Genomic DNA, 20,648 nt, shown 5'->3' with positions numbered 1-20,648 from the left:
AAATGCCGCCAATATCGCCATGCCACTGCAAACGCGGCTGGTTTGCCCCCATCTGGGACAGACTGCGATAATCCACCGGTTATCTACCGGGCATCCTTGCCCCATCAAGTATTTGCGGAGATCTCCATGTCGGACGTCAGCGTTGTCATCGTCGGTGCCAAGCGCACTGCCATTGGCTCCTTCCTCGGCCAGTTCACCGGCGTACCCACGCCCACGCTGGGCGCCACCGCCATTCGTGCCGCGCTGGAGCAGTCGGGCGTTGGTGCCCCGGACGTCAGCGAAGTCATCATGGGCTGCGTGCTGCCGGCCAACCTCGGCCAGGCGCCTGCGCGCCAGGCCTCGCTGGGCGCAGGTTTGCCGGCCGGCACCGGCTGCACCACCATCAACAAGGTGTGCGGTTCGGGCATGAAGGCCATCATGCTGGGCCATGACCTGATCAAGGCCGGCTCGGCCTCCATCGTGGTGGCCGGCGGCATGGAGTCGATGACCAACGCGCCGCACATGGTCAATGCGCGCAGCGGCATCCGCTATGGCGACGGCACCCTGGTCGACCACATGGCGTGGGACGGCCTGACCAACCCGTACGACGGCAAGGCCATGGGCGTGTTCGGCGAACTGTGCGCCGACAAGTACCACTTCACCCGCGAAGAACAGGACGCCTTCTCCACCGCGTCGGTCGAACGCGCCAAGGCCGCGCAGGCATCGGGTGCTTTTGCCGGTGAAATCGTTCCGGTGACCGTGGCTAGCCGCAAGGGCGAGGTGAAGGTCGACACCGATGAGCAGCCGGGCCGCTCGGACCTGAGCAAGATCGCCACCCTCAAGCCGGCGTTCCGCAAGGAGAACGGCACCATCACCGCAGCCAGCTCGTCCAGCATCTCTGACGGCGCAGCGGCGGTCGTGCTGATGTCGTCCGACGACGCCAAGGCTCGTGGTCTTAAGCCGCTGGCCCGTATCGTCGCTCACGCCACGCATTCGCAGGAGCCGGAGTGGTTCACCACCGCACCAGTGGGTGCGCTGCACAAGGTGCTGGAGAAGGCTGGCTGGAAGGTCAGCGACGTCGACCTGTTCGAGGTCAACGAGGCCTTTGCCGTGGTCGCCATGGCCGCCATGCGCGAACTGGCCATCCCGCATGACAAGATCAACGTCAACGGCGGCGCCTGCGCGTTGGGTCATCCCATCGGCGCCAGCGGTGCCCGCCTGGTGGTTACCCTGGTCAACGCCCTGAAGACCCGCGGCGTTAAGCGTGGTGTGGCGTCGCTCTGCATCGGTGGTGGCGAAGCCACCGCTATTGCAGTGGAATTGACCTGATTCAGCGCTTTTCACGGCATCTGGACACCCCGGTGCCGATGAAAGCGGGGTTAACCATTTTCACTGCCTTACATAAAGATGTGGCGCAATTTCCACGAAAGCGCTATTAATACGCCCGCCAAACGGCATTCCACGGCAAAGGAGATTCACCATGAAGTTCACGCGTACCCTTCTCGCCTCTGCGCTCGTCGCGCTGCTGGCGGCTTGCAGCAACGGCGCGCAGGATTCCGCGCAGGACGCCCAGAAGTCGGCTGACCAGCAGCAGCAGGCTGCTGATCAGGCACAGAAGGCTGCTGCTGCTCCGGCTGAGCAGGCCCCGGCCGCTGCTCCGACTGAGCAGGCTCCGGCTGCTGCCCCGGCCGAACAGCCGGCTCCGACCCCGGCTTCGACCGCTGCGGCTCCGGCTGCTGCTTCGACCGCTGCTGGTCACTAAGTACATTCGTGTACTTCGGAAAACCGGCCGCCTCGCGCGGCCGGTTTTTTTTATGCCCTATCAAGATGCTGCGTTGCCGATTTAGCCGCTGAGCCGGCACCGGTATCATCGGTGACTTCCTTCGAACGGCAGTGTTAGCTCATGAGTGTCATCGCCTCGCAGATCGATCTCCGCTCTCCGGAATTCCAGGCCAGCAGCGCGCAGCTGAAGGGGCTGGTGGACGACCTGCACCGCGAGCTGGCGCGCAGCGCCGAAGGTGGCGGCGACAAGGCTCGCGAGAAGCACACCGCTCGCGGCAAGCTGCTGCCGCGTGAGCGCATCCGCGCCCTGCTCGATCCCGGCTCGCCGTTCCTGGAGCTCTCCCCGCTCGCCGCACACGGCATGTATGACGACGCTGCGCCTGCTGCTGGCCTCATCACCGGCATCGGCCGCGTCAACGGCATCGAAGTGGTGGTGGTCGCCAACGACGCCACCGTCAAGGGCGGCACCTACTTCCCGATGACGGTGAAGAAGCATCTCCGTGCGCAGGAAGTGGCGCTGGAGAACCGTTTGCCCTGTATCTACCTGGTCGACTCCGGCGGCGCCTTCCTGCCGCTGCAGGATGAGGTGTTTCCAGACAAGGAGCATTTCGGCCGGATCTTCTACAACCAGGCCCGCATGTCTGGCCTGGGCATCCCGCAGATTGCCGTGGTGATGGGTTCATGCACCGCCGGCGGCGCCTACGTGCCAGCCATGAGCGACGAAACCATCATCGTGCGCGAACAGGGCACCATCTTTCTCGGCGGCCCGCCGCTGGTGAAGGCGGCTACGGGTGAGGTGGTCGATGCCGAGGCACTCGGCGGCGCAGACGTCCATACGTCCGTATCCGGCGTGGCCGATCATTTCGCGGAGAACGACGCGCACGCGCTTTCGATCGCCCGCGATATCGTCGCCAGCCTCAACCGCAAGAAGTCGATGCCGCTGGCGCTGCGCGCACCGACTGAGCCGCTCTACCCGGCGGAAGAACTGTATGGCGTGATTCCCCAGGACACGCGCCGCCCGTTCGACATCCGCGAGGTCATCGCACGCATCGTCGACGGCTCCGAGTTCCACGAGTTCAAAGCGCGCTATGGCAAGACCCTGGTATGCGGGTTCGCGCATATTCACGGCTATCCCGTGGGCATCATCGCCAACAACGGCATTCTGTTCTCCGAGTCGGCGCTCAAGGGTGCGCACTTCATCGAGCTGTGCAACCAGCGCAATGTGCCGCTGGTGTTCCTGCAGAACATCACCGGTTTCATGGTCGGCAAGAAGTACGAGAACGCGGGCATTGCGAAGGACGGCGCCAAAATGGTGACCGCCGTGGCCTGTTCGCATGTGCCGAAGTTCACCGTGGTGATCGGCGGCAGCTTTGGTGCGGGCAACTACGCCATGTGCGGGCGCGCCTATGGCGCCCGCTTCCTGTGGATGTGGCCGAACGCGCGTATCAGCGTCATGGGTGGCGAACAGGCCGCCTCGGTGCTCGCCACCGTGCGTCGCGATGGCATTGAAGCCAGCGGCAAAAGCTGGAGCGCGGAAGACGAGGAAGCCTTTAAGGCCCCCATTCGCGAACAGTATGAGCGCCAGGGGCATCCGTACTTTGCCAGCGCTCGCTTGTGGGACGACGGCATCATCGACCCGGCGGATACGCGCCGCGTACTCGGCCTGGCGATTTCCGCTTCGCTCAACGCGCCGATCGAGCCGCAGCGTTACGGCGTGTTTCGCATGTGATCCGCTGTGCCGCCTGCCCATGGGTGGGCGGGCGGCCTTCCATCAACGACTCAGCGCGGTGCGCGCAACGCGGAATCGCGCAATGCCGCCTCATGATCCACTTCGTCATGACCGGCAATATCGACGTTGTCTGCCAGGCCGTGACTGGCCGGGTGGCGCATCGCCGTCGGTGGCACAGTGATCTCCGTTGTGTCGCCATCAGGCACGATGTTGTCCGTGGAAGACGTCTGCTGCATGAGGGACTCCTGGTAGGTCCAGCGATTGTAGCCATCTGCGGCCCCTCCCACGGGAAATCAACCACAAAGGGGCGTCGCAGATACGTGCAGCAGGCGGCGCGTTGCGGGCGGTATCAGCGCTGGAAGCAAGCCCAGACGGTCACCATTGCCCCTGCCCCATGTTGGGAGTAGCTTGATCCTGCTGCATGTCCACGCGAACCGCTCGGGGTGTCGGCATGAGTACGCGAATTCTCTCGACAGGGCATTGGCGCTGCTTCGTAGCGTCGCTGGCGCTCGTTGTTACCTCGGCCCATGCAGGCAGCGATACCTCACTGCCCACCATCCCCATCGACCCGCATTGGGAACGACCGCAGGTGGTGAGCTTTCACGCCTCGCCTGATGTCCCCACTAGCCGCACTGATCCATTCAACACGCCCAACGACGACGGACGCCCCGGGGAGTATTTCTTCTATCTCGGTGCGCTGGCCAACCAGAGACAGGACTACGCGCACGCCATTGCCATGTTCAAGGTATCGGCGTCGTGGGCGTTCAAGCCGGCGCAGTACAACCTGGGCGTGCTCTATCTCAACGGCCACGGTTCGCCGGTGGATATGCCGCGAGCCATGGCGTGGTTTGCGCTCGCTGCCGAGCGCGGCGAAACGCAATACGTGTATGCCAAACAACTGCTCTATGCGCACATGACGAAGGATCAGTTCGAAGAAGCCAACGCCATCTGGCGCGAACTACTGCCTACCTATAGCGATGAGGTGGCCTTGCGCCGTGCCAAGGCGCGCTGGCGCGAAGTGCTGAGTTCCGCCACGGGATCACGCGTCGGCTCAGCGGCACCGCATTTGTGGATTGGCGGCATGTCGGGCCTGAACAATCATCAGGCGCCCCCGAGCTACGACGTGGGCGCGGGTGGCATGTTCGCCAATACACCCGGCGAGGTGACCGGCGTACATATCACCGACGGCGTCACGGCCTACCAACAGTTGCGCGCGAGCAACAACCCCTACGATCCGAAGTTCGAGACGTATCTGCTATCGGGCACAGTGACGGTCGGCATCCTCACGCCGGTCAAGCCGGATGATCCGGCCATACGCAAGATCAATCCACCGATGGATAGCAAACCGCCGGATCACCCGTAACCCTGCGCGCGAGTCACTTTGCTCGGGGACGGAATGCCAGCGGCTGCACATCGTGCGCCGCGGCGGGCGGCTTGGGGCCGCAGGCACCGCAAGTGCTGCAGCCATCGCTGCAGTTGCCGGTGGCCTGCTTCGGTTGCAGGTGACGACCCAGCGCCCGTTGCCACGCCACCCTTCCGGGCCGATCGAAATGCAACGCAGCGGCGGCAAGCCAGCGGTTGGTGAGTTGCGGCGCCAGCTTGCGCAAGGTGATCAGCGCGCTGATCAGCACGATCACACCGATGATCACGTACTGCAGCAGCAAGCCGTCGCTCATGTCAGCCAGCTCGTGATCTGATAGGTGAGGAACGAGGCCACATAGGCCACCACGAACATGTAGCCGAACGAGATACCGACGTTGCGCCAGGAGTTGGTTTCGCGGCGAATCACCGCCAGGGTCGACATGCACTGCGGCGCAAAGGCAAACCACACCAGCAACGACAACGCACTCGCCAGCGAGAAATTGGCCGCCAGCGCCTGCGCCAGGCCTGCGCCGTCCGCACCATCCCCGCCCACGGCATAGACCGTCGCCAGAGCTGCCACGGCAGTTTCACGAGCGGCGAAGGCGGGAATCAACGACACGCTCATCTGCCAGTTGAAACCCAGCGGCGCAAAGATCACCTGAAGGCCACGGCCGATGTAGCCGGCAAAGCTGTAATCAATGGCCGGCCCGGTAGCCCCTGCCGGCGGCGCCGGGAAGCTGGAGAGGAACCACATCAGCACGGTCAGCCCGAGAATCACGCCGGTGAGACGCTTGAGGAAGATCATGCCGCGTTCCCACAAGCCAATCGACAGGTCGCGCACCTTGGGCAGGCGGTAGGACGGCAGCTCCATCAGCAACGCGTGCTCGCTGCGGTCACGACGTACCTTCTTGATGACCCAGCCCACCGCCATCGCGCCAACGATGCCGAGTGCGTATAGCGCAAACAGCACCAGCCCCTGCATGTTGAAGATGCCGAACACTTTGCGGGTGGGGATGAACGCACCAATCAGCAACGCATAGACCGGCAGGCGCGCGGAACACGTCATCAGCGGCGCCACCAGGATGGTCGCCAGACGATCGCGCGGATCGGTGATGCTGCGCGTACCCATGATGCCGGGAATCGCACAAGCGAAACTTGAGAGCAGCGGAATGAACGAGCGCCCGGTGAGGCCCACCGACACCATCAGGCGATCCAGCAGGAAGGCCGCGCGCGGCAGGTAGCCGGATTCCTCCAGTACCAGGATCAAGAAGAACAGCACCAGGATCACCGGCAGAAAGCCGATCACCGTGCCCAGGCCACCGAACACGCCATCGACCACCAGGCTCTGCAGTGGCCCGACGGGCATCCACGCCGTTACATGGGCACCGAGCCAGCCGAAGCCTCCGCCGATCAGGTCGCTCATCGGCTTGCCGGCGGCATATACGGCCTGGAAGATCAGAAACATCACCACGGCCAGGATCGCCAGCCCGAACACCGGATGCAGCGCCCAGCGATCCAGCGTGTCGTCGAGTTCGGCGGTCGCACGCGGCATCGTGACGGTGGCCGCCAGCAGTTCGCGCACTTGCGCGTGCAGATCGGCGCGGCTTGCTGGGTCGTCCGCCAGCGCCGGCGGTGCTTCCGGAATTTCGCCATCCACCTGTGCGATCAGCATCTTCACGCCGTCGCGCTTCACCGCCACGGTTTCCACCACCGGCATGCCAAGGCGGCGCGAGAGTTCGGGCACGTCGATGGCGATGCCACGACGACGGGCGGCATCCATCATGTTCAACGCCAGCACCACCGGGCGACCCAGGCGCTTCACTTCGAGCACAAAGCGCAGATGCAGGCGCAGATTGGTGGCATCGGCCACGCACACCACCAGATCCGGTGCCGCTTCGCCCGGGTAGTTGCCCTCCAGCACGTCGCGGGTGATCTGCTCGTCCGGGCTGGTGGCGTCGAAGCTGTAAGTGCCCGGCAGATCCAGCACTTGGAGCACACGCCCGGATGGCGCACTGAAGCGGCCCTCCTTGCGCTCGACAGTGACGCCGGCGTAGTTGGCTACCTTCTGGCGACCGCCGGTGAGCTGGTTGAACAGCGCCGTCTTGCCGCAATTGGGGTTGCCGACCAGGGCAATGCGCAGCGTACTGGCGCTCATGCCCTCGCCCCCGGGTGCACCATCACCCGCGCCGCTTCGTTGCGCCGAAGCGCGAAGCGGGTTGAACCGATCTGGATCAGCAAGGGATCAGCGCCCATGGGGCCCAGCGCCACCACGCGGACCGGCTCACCCGCCACGAACCCCAGGTCACGCAGCCGCTGCGCGATGGGGTCGGAAACGTGAGCATCGTCCACTCGGTCCACCACGGCAGTAGCCCCTTTCGGCAGGTCGGACAGGCGCACTGGTCACCAAAACCAAATAAGAATGGTTCGCATTGTATATGAGTTGCCCCTGAACTGCAGCGCGACGCAATGCCGCTTGGCGTTGGCCTTGGTGCAGCGCAAGAACGTGCAACCTGAACCGTTCCGCGCCCGCTCGGCTTGGAACTGACGCAGCACGCCCCGATAGCAGAACTCGTGGATGGGGTTGCGGCATCTGGCCGCAGCACGTCCGACCTGAAGCGGCACGGCGCTCCTCAAGCACAGCGCCGGCCGCGCCCACTTTTCGTGAGGTCGATATGGCTTTGTTTGCCCGACATGCCTCAGGGCTGCGCCTCGAACGCATGCAAGCGTCCGCGCAGTACCGTGGCGACGGTTTCGTGAACACCTACCCTTCCAGCGCCCCACGCATCGAAAGTGCTCGCCCTGCCATGTCCGATCTCCTTTTCGGCGGCGAGGGGCGCACGCCATTACGCCCGTTGCCCTCGCTCGACCCACGCGCTGCGTGGACCGGCCCGGTCGAAAGCGGCCTTCGCGCGACCTGGCTTGGTCATTCGACCGTGCTGCTGGAGATCGATGGCGTACGCGTGCTCACCGACCCGGTATGGGGTCCCCGCGCCTCGCCGTTTTCGTTCTTCGGGCCCAAGCGCTTTCAGCCAGTGCCGGTGGATATCAGCGCCCTGCCGCCGCTCGATGCCGTACTGATTTCGCACGATCACTATGACCACCTCGACTACCCAAGCATTCGCGCGCTGGCGAAGCTGCGCGTGCCGTTCATCACCTCGCTGGGGGTGGGCATGCATCTGGAAGCGTGGGGCGTACCACCCGAGCGCATCACCGAGCTGGACTGGTGGGAAAGCGTGACGCTGCCGCGCGGGCTGACCATGACGGCCGCGCCCTCGCATCATTTCTCCGGGCGCAACCTGAAGGATCGCAACGCGACACTCTGGTCATCCTTCGCGCTGCGCGGCGAGAAAAGTTCGGTGTTCTTCAGTGGTGACACCGGCCTCTCGCCGCATTTCGCGGAGATTGGCCAACGCCTGGGGCCGTTCGATCTGGTGATGATCGAAGTTGGGGCGTTCCATCCTTCATGGGGCAGCGTGCATCTGGGGCCAGACAACGCGCTCACGGCATGGCGCCAATTGGGCAGCGGACGGCTGCTGCCAGTGCATTGGGGCACCTTCAACCTTGCCATGCACCCATGGGCAGAACCTGCAGAGGTATTGCTGGCAAAAGCACAGGAAGGACTCGTGATGCCTCGCCTGGGCGAGCCCGTGGAACCGGCGCGGGTTGAATTGGTGCAGCCATGGTGGCGCGAGGTGGCACCAGGCCATTGGCAGAGCGCGGCCATCGATGCGGCGGAATTTCTGGCGTTACCCGTAAAGGATTAGCGCGTTCCGCCTTAAGATGACGGCCCTCGAAAGGAGCACGCCATGTCCAGCAGCATCCAGATTACTGATCACGCAGGCGTCCGTCGCATCGCATTGAATCGTCCGCAGGTGCACAACGCCTTCGATGACGGATTGATCGCGGAGCTGACTCGCGCATTGGAACTGGCCGGCACCGATGTCAGCGTGCGCGCCGTGGTGCTCACCGGCGAAGGCGCCAGCTTCTCCGCCGGCGCCGACCTCAACTGGATGCGCGGCATGACCAGCGCCAGCGAAGCGGAGAACCGCGAAGACTCGCTGCGCCTCGCCAAGCTGATGCGCACGCTGCAATACCTGCCTAAGCCCACCATTGCCCGCGTCAACGGTGCGGCTTATGGCGGCGGCGTCGGTCTGGTGGCGTGTTGCGACATCGCCATTGGCGTGGACAGCGCACGCTTTGGGCTTACCGAAGTGAAGCTCGGCCTCGTTCCGGCGGTGATCTCGCCCTACGTCATCCACGCCATTGGGCTGCGCCACGCACGTCGGCTGTTCGTCACCGGCGAGCTGTTCGACGCACCCACCGCGCTCCAGATCGGCCTGCTGCACCAATGCGTGCCCGCTGAACAGCTGGATGAAGCCGTACAAACCGCACTGAACCTGCTAGCAAAAGCCGCCCCCATCGCGCAGGCCGAAGCCAAGCAGCTGGCCCTGCGCATGGCGGGTGCGGACGAAGCACAGGCGGAGCACATCGATCGCGAGAATGCCGCGCTGATCGCACGCCTTCGCGTGTCCGAGGAGGGCCAGGAAGGCCTTGGCGCGTTCCTGGGCAAACGCGCCGCAACGTGGTGCACGACGGGCTGACCTTCGTCGTCGCATACTCGGCGTGGTTCTGGCCATCACAAGGAATGACGCCATGCTCGACCACGTTGGATTGCAAGTCTCCGGCTACGAACGCAGCCGAGAGTTCTATCGCAAGGTACTGGCGCCGCTCGACGGCACGTTGGTGATGGAAGTCACCGCCGAGCAGACCGGCGACGGCGCACACGCCGGGTTTGGCACCAACGGTGTACCCACGTTCTGGATCGGCACCTCGCATAACGGTCAAGGCAACGGCGCCGTGCATGTGGCGTTCACAGCCGGCAACCGCGCCGCCGTGGATGCGTTCCATCACGCTGCGCTCGAAGCGGGCGCCAAGGACAACGGCGCACCGGGGCTTCGCCCGCATTACCACGAGCACTACTACGGTGCCTTCGTGCTCGACCCCGATGGGCACAATATCGAAGCGGTTTGTCACCAGCCGGAATGACAGCGAAGTGACAGGTTCTTAGGCCATCCAGCACCTGCAAAGCGTCATGCCGACAAGGGATGCTGCAGGCCACTTCAAGGGAAGCCACACCATGACACACCCCATCATGAACATCGCCGACGTCGAGGTGCAGCCGTTTCCGCCCGGCATGGGTCCCACCGGTGAAACGGCCGAACGCTTCGAGGCACGCATCGGGCGATTTTCAACGCAGATCGGCGCAAAAAAACTGGGCTACAACATCACCACCGTGCCGCCGGGCAAGCGCGCATTTCCCTTCCACAACCATCGCATCAACGAAGAAATGTTCTTCGTGCTGGAAGGCCACGGCGAGGTTCGCATCGGTGAGGAGCGTTATCCGATACGTTCGGGTGACGTCATCGCCTGTCCTCCTGGCGGCCCGGAGAAGGCGCATCAGATCATCAACACCGGCACCACCGAAATGCGTTATCTCGCCGTGAGCACCAAGGAGTCTCCCGAAGTCTGCGAATACCCGGACAGCGGCAAGATCGGCATCATGGCCGAATATCCGCCCGCCGCCGATGGCTCCCCGCAAGGCTTCCGCCTGGTCACCCGCACCGAGCTGCGTGTGGATTACTGGGACGAGGAATGACCAGGGCCTTCTGACGGCGGAATGCTGCGCCGCGCATCGGCTGCGGCGCTGCAATCTGCTACGTTTGGCAGCTTCGCCTCATCCCCGGAAGCCGCATGTTCGAGCGCGTACTCATTGCCAACCGTGGCGAGATCGCCTGCCGCGTCATTCGCACCTGCCGCCGGCTTGGCATCCACACCATCGCCGTGTACTCGGAGGCCGACGCCAATGCCCAGCACGTGCGGCTGGCGGATGAGGCATGGCCGATCGGCGGCCCCCGCCCCACCGAGTCGTACCTGCGCGGCGACGCCATTCTGGAAGTGGCACGCAAGAGTGGTGCGCAGGCGATTCATCCCGGCTACGGTTTTCTTTCCGAAAACACCGCGTTTGCACGCGCCTGCACCGATGCCGGCATCGCCTTCATCGGCCCGCGCCCGGAAGGCATCGACGCCATGGGTTCCAAAGCCGCCGCCAAGGCGCTGATGGAGCAGCACGAGGTGCCGTTGGTGCCCGGCTACCACGGCGCGGACCAGTCGCCCGACGTGCTGGCCGACCAGGCGCGTCGCACCGGCTTCCCGCTGATGATCAAGGCGGCAGCGGGCGGTGGCGGCAAGGGTATGCGCATTGTGCGCAACGAGAGTGAATTTGCCGATGCGCTAGCCTCGGCGCAGCGCGAAGCCGCCAGTGCGTTCGGTGACACGCGCGTCATCCTCGAGCGCTATGTGGACCATCCGCGCCACATCGAGTTCCAGGTGTTTGGCGACACGCACGGTCATGTCATCCATCTTAACGAGCGCGAATGCTCAGCACAGCGCCGCTACCAGAAGGTGCTGGAAGAAACGCCTTCACCGTTTCTCGATGATGCACGCCGCGCTGCGATGGGTGCGGCGGCGGTGGCGGCAGCGAAGGCGGTGAACTACGTGGGCGCGGGCACGGTGGAATTCATCGTGGGCCAGAGCGGCGAGTTCTTTTTCATGGAGATGAACACGCGCCTGCAGGTCGAACACCCCGTTACCGAGGAAACGCTGGGGCTCGACCTGGTCGAGTGGCAGTTGCGCATCGCGGCGGGTGAGCCGTTGCCGCTGACGCAGGATCAGATCAAGGCACGCGGCCATGCCATCGAAGTGCGCCTGTATGCCGAAGATCCGGATCAGAACTTCCTGCCCGGTTCCGGCAAGCTGCTCACGCTGCGCCTGCCGGCATCGTCGCGCCATGTGCGTATCGACGGTGGCGTCATCGAAGGCGACACGGTAACCATCTTCTACGACCCGATGATCGCCAAGTTGATCGTATGGGATCAGGATCGCCCTCAAGCCCTGCAACGTTTGCGCGATGCGCTGATGGCCAGCGAGATCGTCGGCCCCAAATCCAATATCGCCTTCCTTGAGCGACTGGCACGGCATCCCGTGGTGGTCGAGGGTCGCATCGACACCGGTTATCTTGATCGGCATCTCGACGAATTCCTTGCAGGCGACGCACCGCCGAGCGACCGCGTGCTGTTTGCTGCCACCGTGGCTGCACTGCTACACGATGAAGCTGCCGTGGTGAAGAAGACGCAGAACGGTGTTGATCCGTTCTCGCCCTGGTCGCGCGCCGACGCGTGGCGCATAGGCCATGCCGGCAAACGCATTGTCGCCCTGTCACTGCACGGGCAGCGCTACGAAATTGAGGCCTACGGCCACGACGGCGATTACCGTCTGCAACATGGCGAGGCAGCGGCTGATGTACACGGTGCGCGCCATGACGGTGAAGCACTGAGCGCACGTTTCAACGGCGAAGCATTGCGACTGCCCGTGCGTGCCGATGGCGCTCGCATCACGGTGCACGATGCCGCCGGCCATCGACATGCGTTCGAACGAGCGGCCGCGTTTGCCTGGCAATCAAAGGAAGGCGGCGGTGGCAACCAGATCGTGGCCCCCATGCCTGGCCGCATCGTGCTGGTGAAGGCGAACGCCGGTGATGCAGTGGAAGAAGGTCAGGAACTGCTGGTGATGGAAGCCATGAAGATGGAGCTCGCCTTGAAGGCGCCGCGCGCCGGCACCATCGCAAGTATCAGCGCCGTGCAAGGCGATTTCGTCGAAGCGGATGCGGTACTGGTGCGTTTTGCCGATTAAGCCTGTTGGTGCGGGCTGAAGGAGCCTCTCCCGCACCATCATTCCGGCACAGATCTCAGTAACAAGCCGAGAACCACCGCCAGCCGAAGCACCGCCTTGAACCACACGAACGCGCTATGCTCAACGACATGAACACCAGCAACCATGTCCGCATCGTAGAAGTCGGCGCCCGCGACGGCCTGCAGAATGAAAAGACCCTGCTGCCGACCGACGTGAAGATCGCGTTGATCGACCGCCTTTCCAGCACCGGCCTGCAAACCGTCGAAGCCACCAGCTTCGTCAGCCCCAAGTGGGTACCGCAGATGGCCGACGCGGCCGAGGTCTACCGGGGCATTCGCAAAGTGCCCGGCGTGAGCTACCCGGTGCTGGTGCCCAACGAACAAGGCTACGAGCGCGCACGCGCCGAGGGCGTCAGCGAGATCGCGGTATTTACTGCCGCATCCGAAGCATTCAACCAGAAGAACATCAACGCCTCGATCGATGAATCGATCGAGCGCTTCGTGCCGGTGATGGCTCGCGCCAAGGCGGATGGCGTGAAAGTGCGCGGCTATGTCTCCACCGTGCTCGGCTGTCCGTACCAGGGTGACGTGCCAGTGAGCGACGTCGTACGCGTTGCGCGACGACTGCACGAGTTCGGCTGCTACGAAGTTTCGCTGGGTGACACCATCGGCGTCGGCACGCCGGCGAAAGCGCGCGCGATGTTGCACGCCGTGGCGCAGGAAGTGCCGATGGCTGCGCTGGCCGTGCATTTCCACGACACCTACGGCCAGGCGCTGGCCAACATCCTCACCTGTCTCGAGGAAGGTGTGCGCGTGGTCGACAGCGCCGTCTCCGGCACCGGCGGCTGCCCGTATGCGAAAGGTGCCACGGGCAATGTCGCCAGCGAGGACGTGGTGTACATGCTGCATGGCATGGGCATGCACACCGGTATCGATCTGGACATTCTCGTTGCCACCGGTGCCTGGCTCGCAGCGCAGCTGCACAAGGAAACGGCCAGCCGCGTGACCAAGGCGCGCACGGCGTCTTAAAAGCCCTATCAAAGATTCCCAGCAACACTTGTCGTCGCCTCACCGCCATCCCCGCGAAGGCGGGAGGCGCTTCACAACAGCGAAGTTGGTCATCCAGCGCCCTTCAATCGCTGAGGGCAACCGAAAGTCACTGGATCCCCGCTTGACCAGCCTTCGGCTATTGACGAGCGCCTCGCGGGGATGACGGCAAAATTGTCGTGTAGTTGACCCTTGAAGGCGGCTGATACTTTTGGGACGTGCGCGAAGAGCAACCTGTCTGTCCTGATGAGACGGGAAAGGTGCAAGCTGGCACCTTCTCTTGGATACGTTGCGCGCCATGCAGCCTTTCACGCATCGCCATGGATGAGGATTTCACTGAACCGCGCTTCGCATCACGTGGCCGTGCGTACGTCTACGTACTGCCCTGCCGCGGCGAGGATCTGCTAAAGATCGGCTTCTCACGCGAGCCACTGCAGCGCTTCCGCACCTTGCACCGACGCTTTTTCGAATTCTTCGACCTGGAGCGTGGGCTACTGATCGAAGTGGATCGCGTCGCGCAGGCGCGCCGCATCGAACGTTTATTTCTCACCACCTGGGCGGAAAACCGGGCGCCAGCGCCACTGGTCGTTCCGATGGCGGCGGCCGGCCATACCGAGTGGTATCGCGGCATCGATGACGAGGTGACACCCTTGGCCCACCAGCTCGCTCGGCGTGAAGCCCTGCCGCTGTACGCGCCGCTACGGCCCTGGCTGGCCGCGCAACTCATGGATCGTGCCGACGCGCTCTATAGCTGGAGCGAACAGATACTTGGCCATAGCCAGCTGGAGCGCGAGTATCTCGGCCGGGCGGGACCCACGGAGCAGGTGCTGCTGGACACGCTGGACTTGTGCGAAAGCCTGGCCCTGCCGCTTGAGCAGCTGCTGCCCGCCACAGTGCTGACGTGGTACTGCTACGGGCCACACCGCTCGTTCTACCCGCACTGACGCCCTTTCCCGCCGCCTTTCATCCCCGTCAGAGATGTTTTCGTCGCCGGAATCCCGGTTCTGTCGAAAAACAGCGGCCAGGGGCGTCCGTGCTGGGTATGCTCCGATCCGTCCTCTTCACCCACCGGCGCCCAAAAACGTGATCAAGAGCCTGCTCTTCGTTTTCCGACTGGTCTTGGCATGGTTCCTTGCCCTGCTGTTCGCCGCCTTGCTGATCACCAACAGCGCCCCCTTCCGCCATCACGACACCGGTGGCATGGCCGTGCTGCTGGTAGCTATCGCGCTGCTATTGGTCATCACCAGTGCAGTGACCCACCTGCGCCGCGTCCGCCTCATTGCCGGGCATATCGACGACGACACACTGGGCAACCGCCAGCGCCGGCGCGTGGAAGTACCTTTCGGGGCGGACGAAACGTTTGACCTGCTCGACGCCGCTATCCGCGAGTTGCCGCGTACCGAAGATATCGAAAGCGCCCGCGACAGCCTGCAGATTCGCGCCAAGGTTCAACGCCCCACACCCTACGGCCGCGGCCCGCTCGGGCGGTGGGACCCTTCCACCTGGTTTGGCAATTTGCGCAACCAGATCTACGCCACGGTCACACCCGGCGATGGCGCCAGCAGCGTCACGCTGATCTGCGAGCCTGAGGCGGCGGCCTGGAGCGACTGGTTCCGCGTGGACGAAGGCAGCAACCTGGAGAACGCGGAGGCCATTATTCGCGCCATCTCGCGACGTATCGCCGAGAAGCGCCGTGATGAGGCACAGCGCGCCAAACAGTCAGAGAGTGAGAAAGAGCGGACCGTGGCGCGGCTAAATCTGCTGCACGCACAGGTCGAGCCGCACTTTCTGTACAACACGCTGGCCAGCGCGCAATACCTCACCCGTACCGATCCTTCACGAGCCGACCAGATGCTGGGACATCTGATCCACTACTTGCGCCACTCCTTGCCGCTCACTGAAGACGCACAGTCCACGTTGGGCGATGAACTGGAACGCACCCGCGCCTATCTCGAAATCATGAAACTGCGCATGGGTCAGCGCCTGTCACTGCAGATCGATGTGCCCGACGTACTGCGCCCGATCTCGCTGCCGCCGATGATGCTGCAGACCCTGGTGGAAAACGCCATCAAGCACGGGCTGGAGCCCAAGCCCGGCGGTGGCACGGTGTGGATACTCGCCCGTCGCGACGACGGCGCTGTCGCCATCACCGTAGCTGACGACGGCGTGGGTTTCAGTGCCGCCACGGCGGGCACCGGCATCGGCCTGAAGAATGTGCGCGAACGCCTGCGTCTTATCTACGGTGCCGAGGCGTCGCTCTCGGTGGTGAGCAATGCCCCCGCAGGCGTGGCCAGCACCATCACGGTGCCAGCGCGTGTCGCGGACAACGGCCGTCCGGAGGCAACGCCGTGACCACCGCCATCCTTGCCGAAGACGAAACGCTGCTGCGTGCCGCCCTGCGCGATCTACTCGCTCAAGCGTGGCCCGAGCTGGAGATCGTGGCCGAGTGCGAAGACGGCGCCAGCGCGCTCGAAGCCATCGACACGCACCGACCCGACATCGCCTTTCTCGACATTCGCATGCCTGGCCTCAGTGGCTTGGAAGTCGCGGCTGCCACCACGCAAGCAAGCCCCGAAACGCAGGTGGTTTTCACCACCGCTTACGACCAATACGCCGTGGATGCATTCGAGCGCGGTGCCGTGGACTATCTGCTCAAGCCCATCACGCGTGCACGCATGGACGCCACCGTGCAACGCCTGAAGGCGCGTAACCGTCCGACGGACGCCGACACACTCAACGCGCTGTTGCGCCAATTGGCCGGCCACGGAGCACCAGGCGCGCCGCCGCTGACCTGGATCACCGCCAGCAACGGCCGCGAGACACGTCTGATCATGGTGGACGACGTGGCCTATTTCCGCGCTGACAACAAATACACCGTCGCCATGACGGCCGATGGCGAAGCACTGCTGCGCACGCCCATCCGCGAGCTGGCCGGCATGCTCGACCCTTCGACGTTCAAGCAAATCCATCGCTCCACCATCGTCAATCTCAAGGCCGTGGCATCCATCGTTCGCGATGACACCGGCAAGGGCACGCTGCGCCTGAAGCAGCGCCCCGAAACGCTGGTGGTAAGCCAGCCATTCATGGCCTTGTTCCGCAACATGTAAGCCATACGCACCCTGCAAGAGGTCATCATGGACAAGTTGATCCTGCTGTTTTATCTGCTGCTCGCCCTCACCGGATACGAGCATGGGCACACCGTCGTCACGCATGCTGTCGTGGATGGTGAAAACGTGGTCGACAGTCAGGTCCAGATCGATGGGCCCATGGCGACCTTCCGCTGCCTGCGCAGCAAGAGCGGTGTGTGCCACTACACCGTGCTACCCAAGCGCTGTGCCACCAGCGGCAACGACTGCAAGCCACCACTGACCAACTTCAGCATGCGCGAAGGTAAGTCGCTGATGCTTACCGACCTGCCGGCCGGCTTCGCCAGCTGTGTCACGGACACGCCCGTTGCCGCCAGCGAGTGCGCGCAGCAGATCGCCAGCGTCTCTCCCTGAATCCACTTCCCTTTCCATGGCCTCCCGTCGCTAGAATCAGACGTATAAGGGGTGGGAGGCGACGATGCGGTGGAATTGGCGGAACGGCGGGCTTGGCCTACTGACAGCGCTGCTGCTGAGCGGCACGTCGGCGGCTTCGGCAGTACACAACGATGTCCTACTGGTTCCCGAACGCATTTGGACGGCTGAAGGAGACACGGTGCATACCGGCTGGGCCGTGCTCACCCTCGACGGTGCTATCGCCGCAGTCGGCCCACTGAGCACCATCCACGCACCCGCTGGCGTGCAACGCATCGAGCTCCCGGGCGCCACGCTTACACCGGGCCTGATCGACCTCCACTCCCACGTTTTTCTGCATCCCTACAACGAAACGTTGTGGAACGATCAGGTGCTGAAGGAGCCGCAGGACTACCGTACGCTCGAAGCCGCCGCGCATGCGCGTGCGACCCTGCTTGCTGGCTTCACCACCCTGCGCGATCTCGGCACTGAGGGCGCAGGCTATGCCGATGTGTCGATCAAGCGCGCCATCGACGAGGGCATGATCCCCGGGCCGCGTATGTTCATCGCGACACGCGCCATCGTCGCGACCGCCAGTTACGGGCCCGGCCCGCGCGGGTTTCGCCCCGACATGGAGCTACCCGGCGGCGCCCAGGAAGTCAGCGGCGTGGATGAAGCCATCCGCGCCACACGCGAGCAGGCCGGACACGGGGCGGACTGGATCAAGCTGTATGCCGACTACCGCATTGGCGCGGATGGCAGCACGCAGCCCACGCTGTCACTGGCCGAGATGAAGGCCATTGTGGACACCGCGCATCTCTCGGGTCGCCCGGTGGCTGCGCATGCCGCCAGCGACGAAGGTGTGCGACTCGCCGTGGAGGCCGGCGTAGACAGCATCGAGCACGGCTACGGCGCCAGCGAAGCCACCTTTCGATTGCTCAAACAACACAGCGTCGCGTACGAGCCCACGCTTACCGCCGTGGAATCCACGGCTCAATACTTCGAGCACTATGTGCCAGGCCAAAGCGAACCCACGGCACGCATGCGCGAGGCCGAACACGCCTTCCGCACTGCCCTCAAACTCGGCGTGACCATCGGCAACGGCAGCGACGTCGGCGTCTTCACTCACGGCGACAACTGGCGCGAGCCGGCCAATATGGTGCGCGATGGCATGACACCTGCGCAGGCGCTGCACGCTGCCACCGACGTCGCCGCCCGCATTCTTCGCCAGCAGCAATCGTTCGGGCGGATCGCCCCTGGCCTGCGCGCCGATCTGGCCGCGTTCAACGGCGACCCCACCATGCATATCGACGATCTTCAGCACGCCGTCTTGGTGATGAAGGACGGCGTCGTCTATCGCACACCGCAAACCACACCATGACTGATTTCCTCATCCGCCCCATCGAAGCGCGCGACAACATCGCCATGGCCCACATCATCCGTTCGGTGATGCCGGAATTCGGCGCGGACGGCCCCGGCTTCGCCATTCACGATGCCGAAGTGGACACGATGTACGAAGCCTACGCTCATCCGCGCAGCGCCTATTTCGTCGTGGAGCGCCATGGCGAGGTGCTGGGTGGCGGTGGCATCGCACCGCTGGAGGGCGGCGATGCCGATGTCTGCGAACTGCGCAAGATGTACTTTCTCCCGCAGACGCGAGGCCTTGGCGCAGGCAGCGCGCTGATGCATCGCTGCCTGGACGCAGCTCGCGCGCATGGCTTTCGCCGCTGCTACCTGGAAACACTCACGGGCATGGACGCGGCGCAAACGCTGTACCGACGCCACGGCTTCACCACGCTGCCCTGTCCTCTGGGCGGCACGGGCCATTTCAGCTGCGATCAGTTCTACATACGCGAGCTATAGGAGTGCTGCCATGGCCAGTCACGATCCTCGCATCGACGCCTATATCGCCAAGGCCGCGCCGTTTGCCCAACCCATCCTGCAGCACCTGCGCGAAGTGGTTCATGCCACCTGCCCCGAGGTGGAGGAAGGCGTGAAATGGAGCATGCCTTTCTACAGCTACAAGGGTGCGCCGCTTTGCAACATGGCCGCCTTCAAGCAGCATTGCGCCTTCGGTTTCTGGCTGCACAAGGAAGTGTTTGGCGAAAGCGCGCAAGAAGGCATGGGCCAGTTCGGTAAACTGACCTCGCTGAAGGATCTCCCTTCCAGGAAGACGCTGACTGCACTGATCCGCAAGGCGATGGCACTCAACGAAGCCGGTGTAAAGGTGAAGCGCGCGACGGCCGCCAAACCCGCGGTCGCTGTGCCGGAAGACCTCGCCGCCTTGCTCGCCATGAAGAAACATGCTGCTGCTCGCAAAGCCTACGAGGGCTTTCCACCGGGTGCGCAACGAGAATACGTCGCCTGGATCACCGAGGCCAGGACAGACTCCACGCGTCAGAAGCGTATAGCCACTACACTGGAATGGCTGGCCGAGGGCAAGCGACGCAACTGGAAATACGAAGCATGTTGAATACGCCTGTACTGAAATTCGAGGTCGATGACCCGGGATCGCCGGATGTCGCCCCGTTGATCAAGCAATTGGACGGCTATCTGGCAGAGCTCTACCCCACCGGCAACATTCAACCTGTGCCACTCGAAGAACTCAGGCAAGCCAATGTCACCTTCCTTACCGCCCGCGTCGATGGCGTGCCGGTGGCTTGCGGTGCCTGCGTGCGACACGACGACTACGTCGAGGTGAAGCGCATGTACGTGCTACCGGCCTGCCGCGGCCTGGGCCTGGGCAAGCAGTTGCTGGAGGCGCTGGAAAACGTGGTGCGTGGTCGTGGCGACCGGGTCATCAAGCTGGAAACCGGCACAGCTCAGACCGAGGCGCTGGAGCTGTACGAACGCGCAGGCTACCGCCGCTGCGCGCCATTCGGCGAACATCACGCCAACCACCGCAGCATCTGTATGGAAAAAGTGTTCTCATGATCCGCATTGCCCGCGCCGACGACGCTGCCGCCGTCCACGACATCTACACGCCCTCGGTGCTGCATGGCGTCGAAACTTTTGAAACCGAGCTACCCGGCGTCGACGCCATGCGTCAGCGCATCGAGGCGCGCCTGCAGCACTACCCGTGGCTTGTCTGGGAAGATGATGGCCGCGTACTGGCCTACGCCTATGCGAGCCGCTTTCGCGAACGCGCGGCTTACGACTGGATCGCCGAGACCTCCATCTATGTGCATGCGGATGCACGCCGCCGCGGCATCGCTCGACGCCTCTACAGTGCACTGCTCGACACCATGCGGCTGCAAGGGCTCAACCAGGCCGTTGGCGTCATCACCCTTCCCGGCGAAACCAGCGTGACCATGCACGAATCCATGGGGTTCGAACCGGCCGGCGTGTGGCGAAGCTCGGGGTACAAACTCGGCAAGTGGTGGGATGTCGGCGTCTGGCAGAAGGAGCTGCAGGCACCGGAAGCACCGCCGCGTCCGGTTACTCCCTTCCGCGAATTGGTGGATTCCGAAGCGTTGCGACGATGTCTGGCACTGTGACCTGCCA

The 20,648-nt window shown here is 63.9% G+C and carries 23 protein-coding genes; 19 read left to right on the top strand and 4 right to left on the bottom strand.

The genetic code is table 11. The features are described from left to right. The first annotated feature begins 126 nt into the window (after positions 1-126). From AC0GUR_RS01605 to AC0GUR_RS01595, 3 genes are all read left to right on the top strand, one after another. Entirely contained in the window at positions 127-1,308 is a 1,182-nt protein-coding gene (locus tag AC0GUR_RS01605) for a thiolase family protein (RefSeq protein WP_472875712.1), read from the top strand. Between the two features lie 151 nt (positions 1,309-1,459). Further along, positions 1,460-1,741 carry a hypothetical protein gene (locus AC0GUR_RS01600; RefSeq protein ID WP_472875711.1) on the top strand — a complete coding sequence of 94 codons (282 nt, stop codon included), beginning with the start codon at positions 1,460-1,462 and terminating at the stop codon, positions 1,739-1,741. Positions 1,742-1,882: 141 nt separating this feature from the next. After that, complete coding sequence (locus AC0GUR_RS01595) at positions 1,883-3,490, top strand: carboxyl transferase domain-containing protein (RefSeq protein ID WP_472875710.1); 1,608 nt, start codon at positions 1,883-1,885, stop codon at positions 3,488-3,490. A gap of 50 nt (positions 3,491-3,540) precedes the next feature. On the opposite strand, the gene AC0GUR_RS01590 is transcribed toward AC0GUR_RS01595, so the two are convergent. Further along, positions 3,541-3,726: a hypothetical protein gene (locus AC0GUR_RS01590; protein ID WP_472875709.1), complete on the bottom strand. Its 186-nt coding sequence runs from the start codon at positions 3,724-3,726 to the stop codon at positions 3,541-3,543. Between the two features lie 215 nt (positions 3,727-3,941). Here AC0GUR_RS01590 and AC0GUR_RS01585 point away from each other — a divergent pair, with 215 nt between their 5' ends. Beyond that, positions 3,942-4,853: a tetratricopeptide repeat protein gene (locus AC0GUR_RS01585; protein WP_472875708.1), complete on the top strand. Its 912-nt coding sequence runs from the start codon at positions 3,942-3,944 to the stop codon at positions 4,851-4,853. 13 nt (positions 4,854-4,866) lie between these two features. Here the strand turns inward: AC0GUR_RS01585 and AC0GUR_RS01580 are convergent, their stop codons facing one another. The 3 genes from AC0GUR_RS01580 to AC0GUR_RS01570 are packed head-to-tail and all read right to left on the bottom strand — an operon-like array spanning position 4,867 to position 7,249. Continuing rightward, positions 4,867-5,166, bottom strand: a complete 300-nt coding sequence (locus AC0GUR_RS01580; RefSeq protein WP_472875707.1) for a DUF6587 family protein — start codon at positions 5,164-5,166, stop codon at positions 4,867-4,869. Further along, entirely contained in the window at positions 5,163-7,007 is a 1,845-nt protein-coding gene (feoB, locus tag AC0GUR_RS01575) for a ferrous iron transporter B (protein WP_472875706.1), read from the bottom strand. The genes AC0GUR_RS01580 and feoB overlap by 4 nt, the downstream gene beginning before the upstream one ends. Continuing rightward, positions 7,004-7,249: a FeoA family protein gene (locus AC0GUR_RS01570; RefSeq protein ID WP_472875705.1), complete on the bottom strand. Its 246-nt coding sequence runs from the start codon at positions 7,247-7,249 to the stop codon at positions 7,004-7,006. Before AC0GUR_RS01570 ends, feoB begins: the two co-directional genes overlap by 4 nt. Positions 7,250-7,524: 275 nt before the next feature. On the opposite strand from AC0GUR_RS01570, the gene AC0GUR_RS01565 reads away from it, so the two are divergent. From AC0GUR_RS01565 to AC0GUR_RS01495, 15 genes are all read left to right on the top strand, one after another. Then, a complete protein-coding gene (locus AC0GUR_RS01565; protein ID WP_472875704.1) occupies positions 7,525-8,616 on the top strand; it encodes an MBL fold metallo-hydrolase in 1,092 nt (363 codons plus the stop codon). A gap of 42 nt (positions 8,617-8,658) precedes the next feature. Then, positions 8,659-9,453 (top strand): enoyl-CoA hydratase-related protein, encoded by a 795-nt coding sequence (locus AC0GUR_RS01560; protein WP_472875703.1) that lies wholly within the window; start codon positions 8,659-8,661, stop codon positions 9,451-9,453. 52 nt (positions 9,454-9,505) lie between these two features. Next, positions 9,506-9,898 (top strand): VOC family protein, encoded by a 393-nt coding sequence (locus AC0GUR_RS01555; protein WP_472875702.1) that lies wholly within the window; start codon positions 9,506-9,508, stop codon positions 9,896-9,898. Between the two features lie 91 nt (positions 9,899-9,989). Then, the gene (locus tag AC0GUR_RS01550; RefSeq protein WP_472875701.1) at positions 9,990-10,508 is read left to right on the top strand and encodes a cupin domain-containing protein; all 519 of its coding nucleotides are present in this window, start codon (positions 9,990-9,992) and stop codon (positions 10,506-10,508) included. A 95-nt stretch (positions 10,509-10,603) separates the two neighbouring features. Next, a complete protein-coding gene (locus tag AC0GUR_RS01545) occupies positions 10,604-12,601 on the top strand; it encodes an acetyl/propionyl/methylcrotonyl-CoA carboxylase subunit alpha (protein WP_472875700.1) in 1,998 nt (665 codons plus the stop codon). Positions 12,602-12,729: 128 nt separating this feature from the next. Continuing rightward, positions 12,730-13,629 (top strand): hydroxymethylglutaryl-CoA lyase, encoded by a 900-nt coding sequence (locus tag AC0GUR_RS01540; RefSeq protein ID WP_472876279.1) that lies wholly within the window; start codon positions 12,730-12,732, stop codon positions 13,627-13,629. Positions 13,630-13,967: 338 nt separating this feature from the next. Next, positions 13,968-14,591 (top strand): GIY-YIG nuclease family protein, encoded by a 624-nt coding sequence (locus AC0GUR_RS01535; RefSeq protein WP_472875699.1) that lies wholly within the window; start codon positions 13,968-13,970, stop codon positions 14,589-14,591. Positions 14,592-14,730: 139 nt separating this feature from the next. Then, complete coding sequence (locus AC0GUR_RS01530) at positions 14,731-15,999, top strand: sensor histidine kinase (RefSeq protein WP_472875698.1); 1,269 nt, start codon at positions 14,731-14,733, stop codon at positions 15,997-15,999. After that, positions 15,996-16,754, top strand: coding sequence for a LytR/AlgR family response regulator transcription factor (locus AC0GUR_RS01525; RefSeq protein ID WP_472875697.1), 759 nt, complete (start codon positions 15,996-15,998; stop codon positions 16,752-16,754). The genes AC0GUR_RS01530 and AC0GUR_RS01525 overlap by 4 nt, the downstream gene beginning before the upstream one ends. Positions 16,755-16,781: 27 nt before the next feature. Then, positions 16,782-17,147, top strand: a complete 366-nt coding sequence (locus AC0GUR_RS01520) for a hypothetical protein (RefSeq protein WP_472875696.1) — start codon at positions 16,782-16,784, stop codon at positions 17,145-17,147. Positions 17,148-17,346: 199 nt separating this feature from the next. Continuing rightward, positions 17,347-18,525: a metal-dependent hydrolase family protein gene (locus AC0GUR_RS01515; RefSeq protein ID WP_472875695.1), complete on the top strand. Its 1,179-nt coding sequence runs from the start codon at positions 17,347-17,349 to the stop codon at positions 18,523-18,525. Then, positions 18,522-19,007: a GNAT family N-acetyltransferase gene (locus tag AC0GUR_RS01510; RefSeq protein ID WP_472875694.1), complete on the top strand. Its 486-nt coding sequence runs from the start codon at positions 18,522-18,524 to the stop codon at positions 19,005-19,007. Before AC0GUR_RS01515 ends, AC0GUR_RS01510 begins: the two co-directional genes overlap by 4 nt. A 10-nt stretch (positions 19,008-19,017) precedes the next feature. Continuing rightward, the gene (locus tag AC0GUR_RS01505) at positions 19,018-19,617 is read left to right on the top strand and encodes a YdeI/OmpD-associated family protein (RefSeq protein WP_472875693.1); all 600 of its coding nucleotides are present in this window, start codon (positions 19,018-19,020) and stop codon (positions 19,615-19,617) included. Continuing rightward, on the top strand, positions 19,611-20,078 hold the full coding sequence (locus AC0GUR_RS01500) for a GNAT family N-acetyltransferase (RefSeq protein WP_472875692.1): 468 nt from the start codon (positions 19,611-19,613) through the stop codon (positions 20,076-20,078). Before AC0GUR_RS01505 ends, AC0GUR_RS01500 begins: the two co-directional genes overlap by 7 nt. Continuing rightward, on the top strand, positions 20,075-20,641 hold the full coding sequence (locus AC0GUR_RS01495) for a GNAT family N-acetyltransferase (protein ID WP_472875691.1): 567 nt from the start codon (positions 20,075-20,077) through the stop codon (positions 20,639-20,641). The genes AC0GUR_RS01500 and AC0GUR_RS01495 overlap by 4 nt, the downstream gene beginning before the upstream one ends. Positions 20,642-20,648: the final 7 nt, after the last annotated feature.

Source organism: Dyella sp. PARNA 12/25 (assembly GCF_055702865.1).
Note: the sequence above shows the minus strand (reverse complement) of the source record. Positions and strands in the feature narration are given on the sequence as shown.

Coding starts and splice junctions, on each gene's coding strand:
- AC0GUR_RS01600 (WP_472875711.1), top strand. CDS start 1,460: ATGAAGTTCACGCGTACCCTTCTCGCCTCTGCGCTCGTCGCGCTGCTG.
- AC0GUR_RS01510 (WP_472875694.1), top strand. CDS start 18,522: ATGACTGATTTCCTCATCCGCCCCATCGAAGCGCGCGACAACATCGCC.
- AC0GUR_RS01585 (WP_472875708.1), top strand. CDS start 3,942: ATGAGTACGCGAATTCTCTCGACAGGGCATTGGCGCTGCTTCGTAGCG.
- AC0GUR_RS01565 (WP_472875704.1), top strand. CDS start 7,525: ATGGCTTTGTTTGCCCGACATGCCTCAGGGCTGCGCCTCGAACGCATG.
- AC0GUR_RS01545 (WP_472875700.1), top strand. CDS start 10,604: ATGTTCGAGCGCGTACTCATTGCCAACCGTGGCGAGATCGCCTGCCGC.
- AC0GUR_RS01500 (WP_472875692.1), top strand. CDS start 19,611: ATGTTGAATACGCCTGTACTGAAATTCGAGGTCGATGACCCGGGATCG.
- AC0GUR_RS01495 (WP_472875691.1), top strand. CDS start 20,075: ATGATCCGCATTGCCCGCGCCGACGACGCTGCCGCCGTCCACGACATC.
- AC0GUR_RS01550 (WP_472875701.1), top strand. CDS start 9,990: ATGACACACCCCATCATGAACATCGCCGACGTCGAGGTGCAGCCGTTT.
- AC0GUR_RS01580 (WP_472875707.1), bottom strand. CDS start 5,166: ATGAGCGACGGCTTGCTGCTGCAGTACGTGATCATCGGTGTGATCGTG.
- feoB (WP_472875706.1), bottom strand. CDS start 7,007: ATGAGCGCCAGTACGCTGCGCATTGCCCTGGTCGGCAACCCCAATTGC.
- AC0GUR_RS01605 (WP_472875712.1), top strand. CDS start 127: ATGTCGGACGTCAGCGTTGTCATCGTCGGTGCCAAGCGCACTGCCATT.
- AC0GUR_RS01505 (WP_472875693.1), top strand. CDS start 19,018: ATGGCCAGTCACGATCCTCGCATCGACGCCTATATCGCCAAGGCCGCG.
- AC0GUR_RS01535 (WP_472875699.1), top strand. CDS start 13,968: ATGGATGAGGATTTCACTGAACCGCGCTTCGCATCACGTGGCCGTGCG.
- AC0GUR_RS01555 (WP_472875702.1), top strand. CDS start 9,506: ATGCTCGACCACGTTGGATTGCAAGTCTCCGGCTACGAACGCAGCCGA.
- AC0GUR_RS01520 (WP_472875696.1), top strand. CDS start 16,782: ATGGACAAGTTGATCCTGCTGTTTTATCTGCTGCTCGCCCTCACCGGA.
- AC0GUR_RS01595 (WP_472875710.1), top strand. CDS start 1,883: ATGAGTGTCATCGCCTCGCAGATCGATCTCCGCTCTCCGGAATTCCAG.
- AC0GUR_RS01540 (WP_472876279.1), top strand. CDS start 12,730: ATGAACACCAGCAACCATGTCCGCATCGTAGAAGTCGGCGCCCGCGAC.
- AC0GUR_RS01590 (WP_472875709.1), bottom strand. CDS start 3,726: ATGCAGCAGACGTCTTCCACGGACAACATCGTGCCTGATGGCGACACA.
- AC0GUR_RS01560 (WP_472875703.1), top strand. CDS start 8,659: ATGTCCAGCAGCATCCAGATTACTGATCACGCAGGCGTCCGTCGCATC.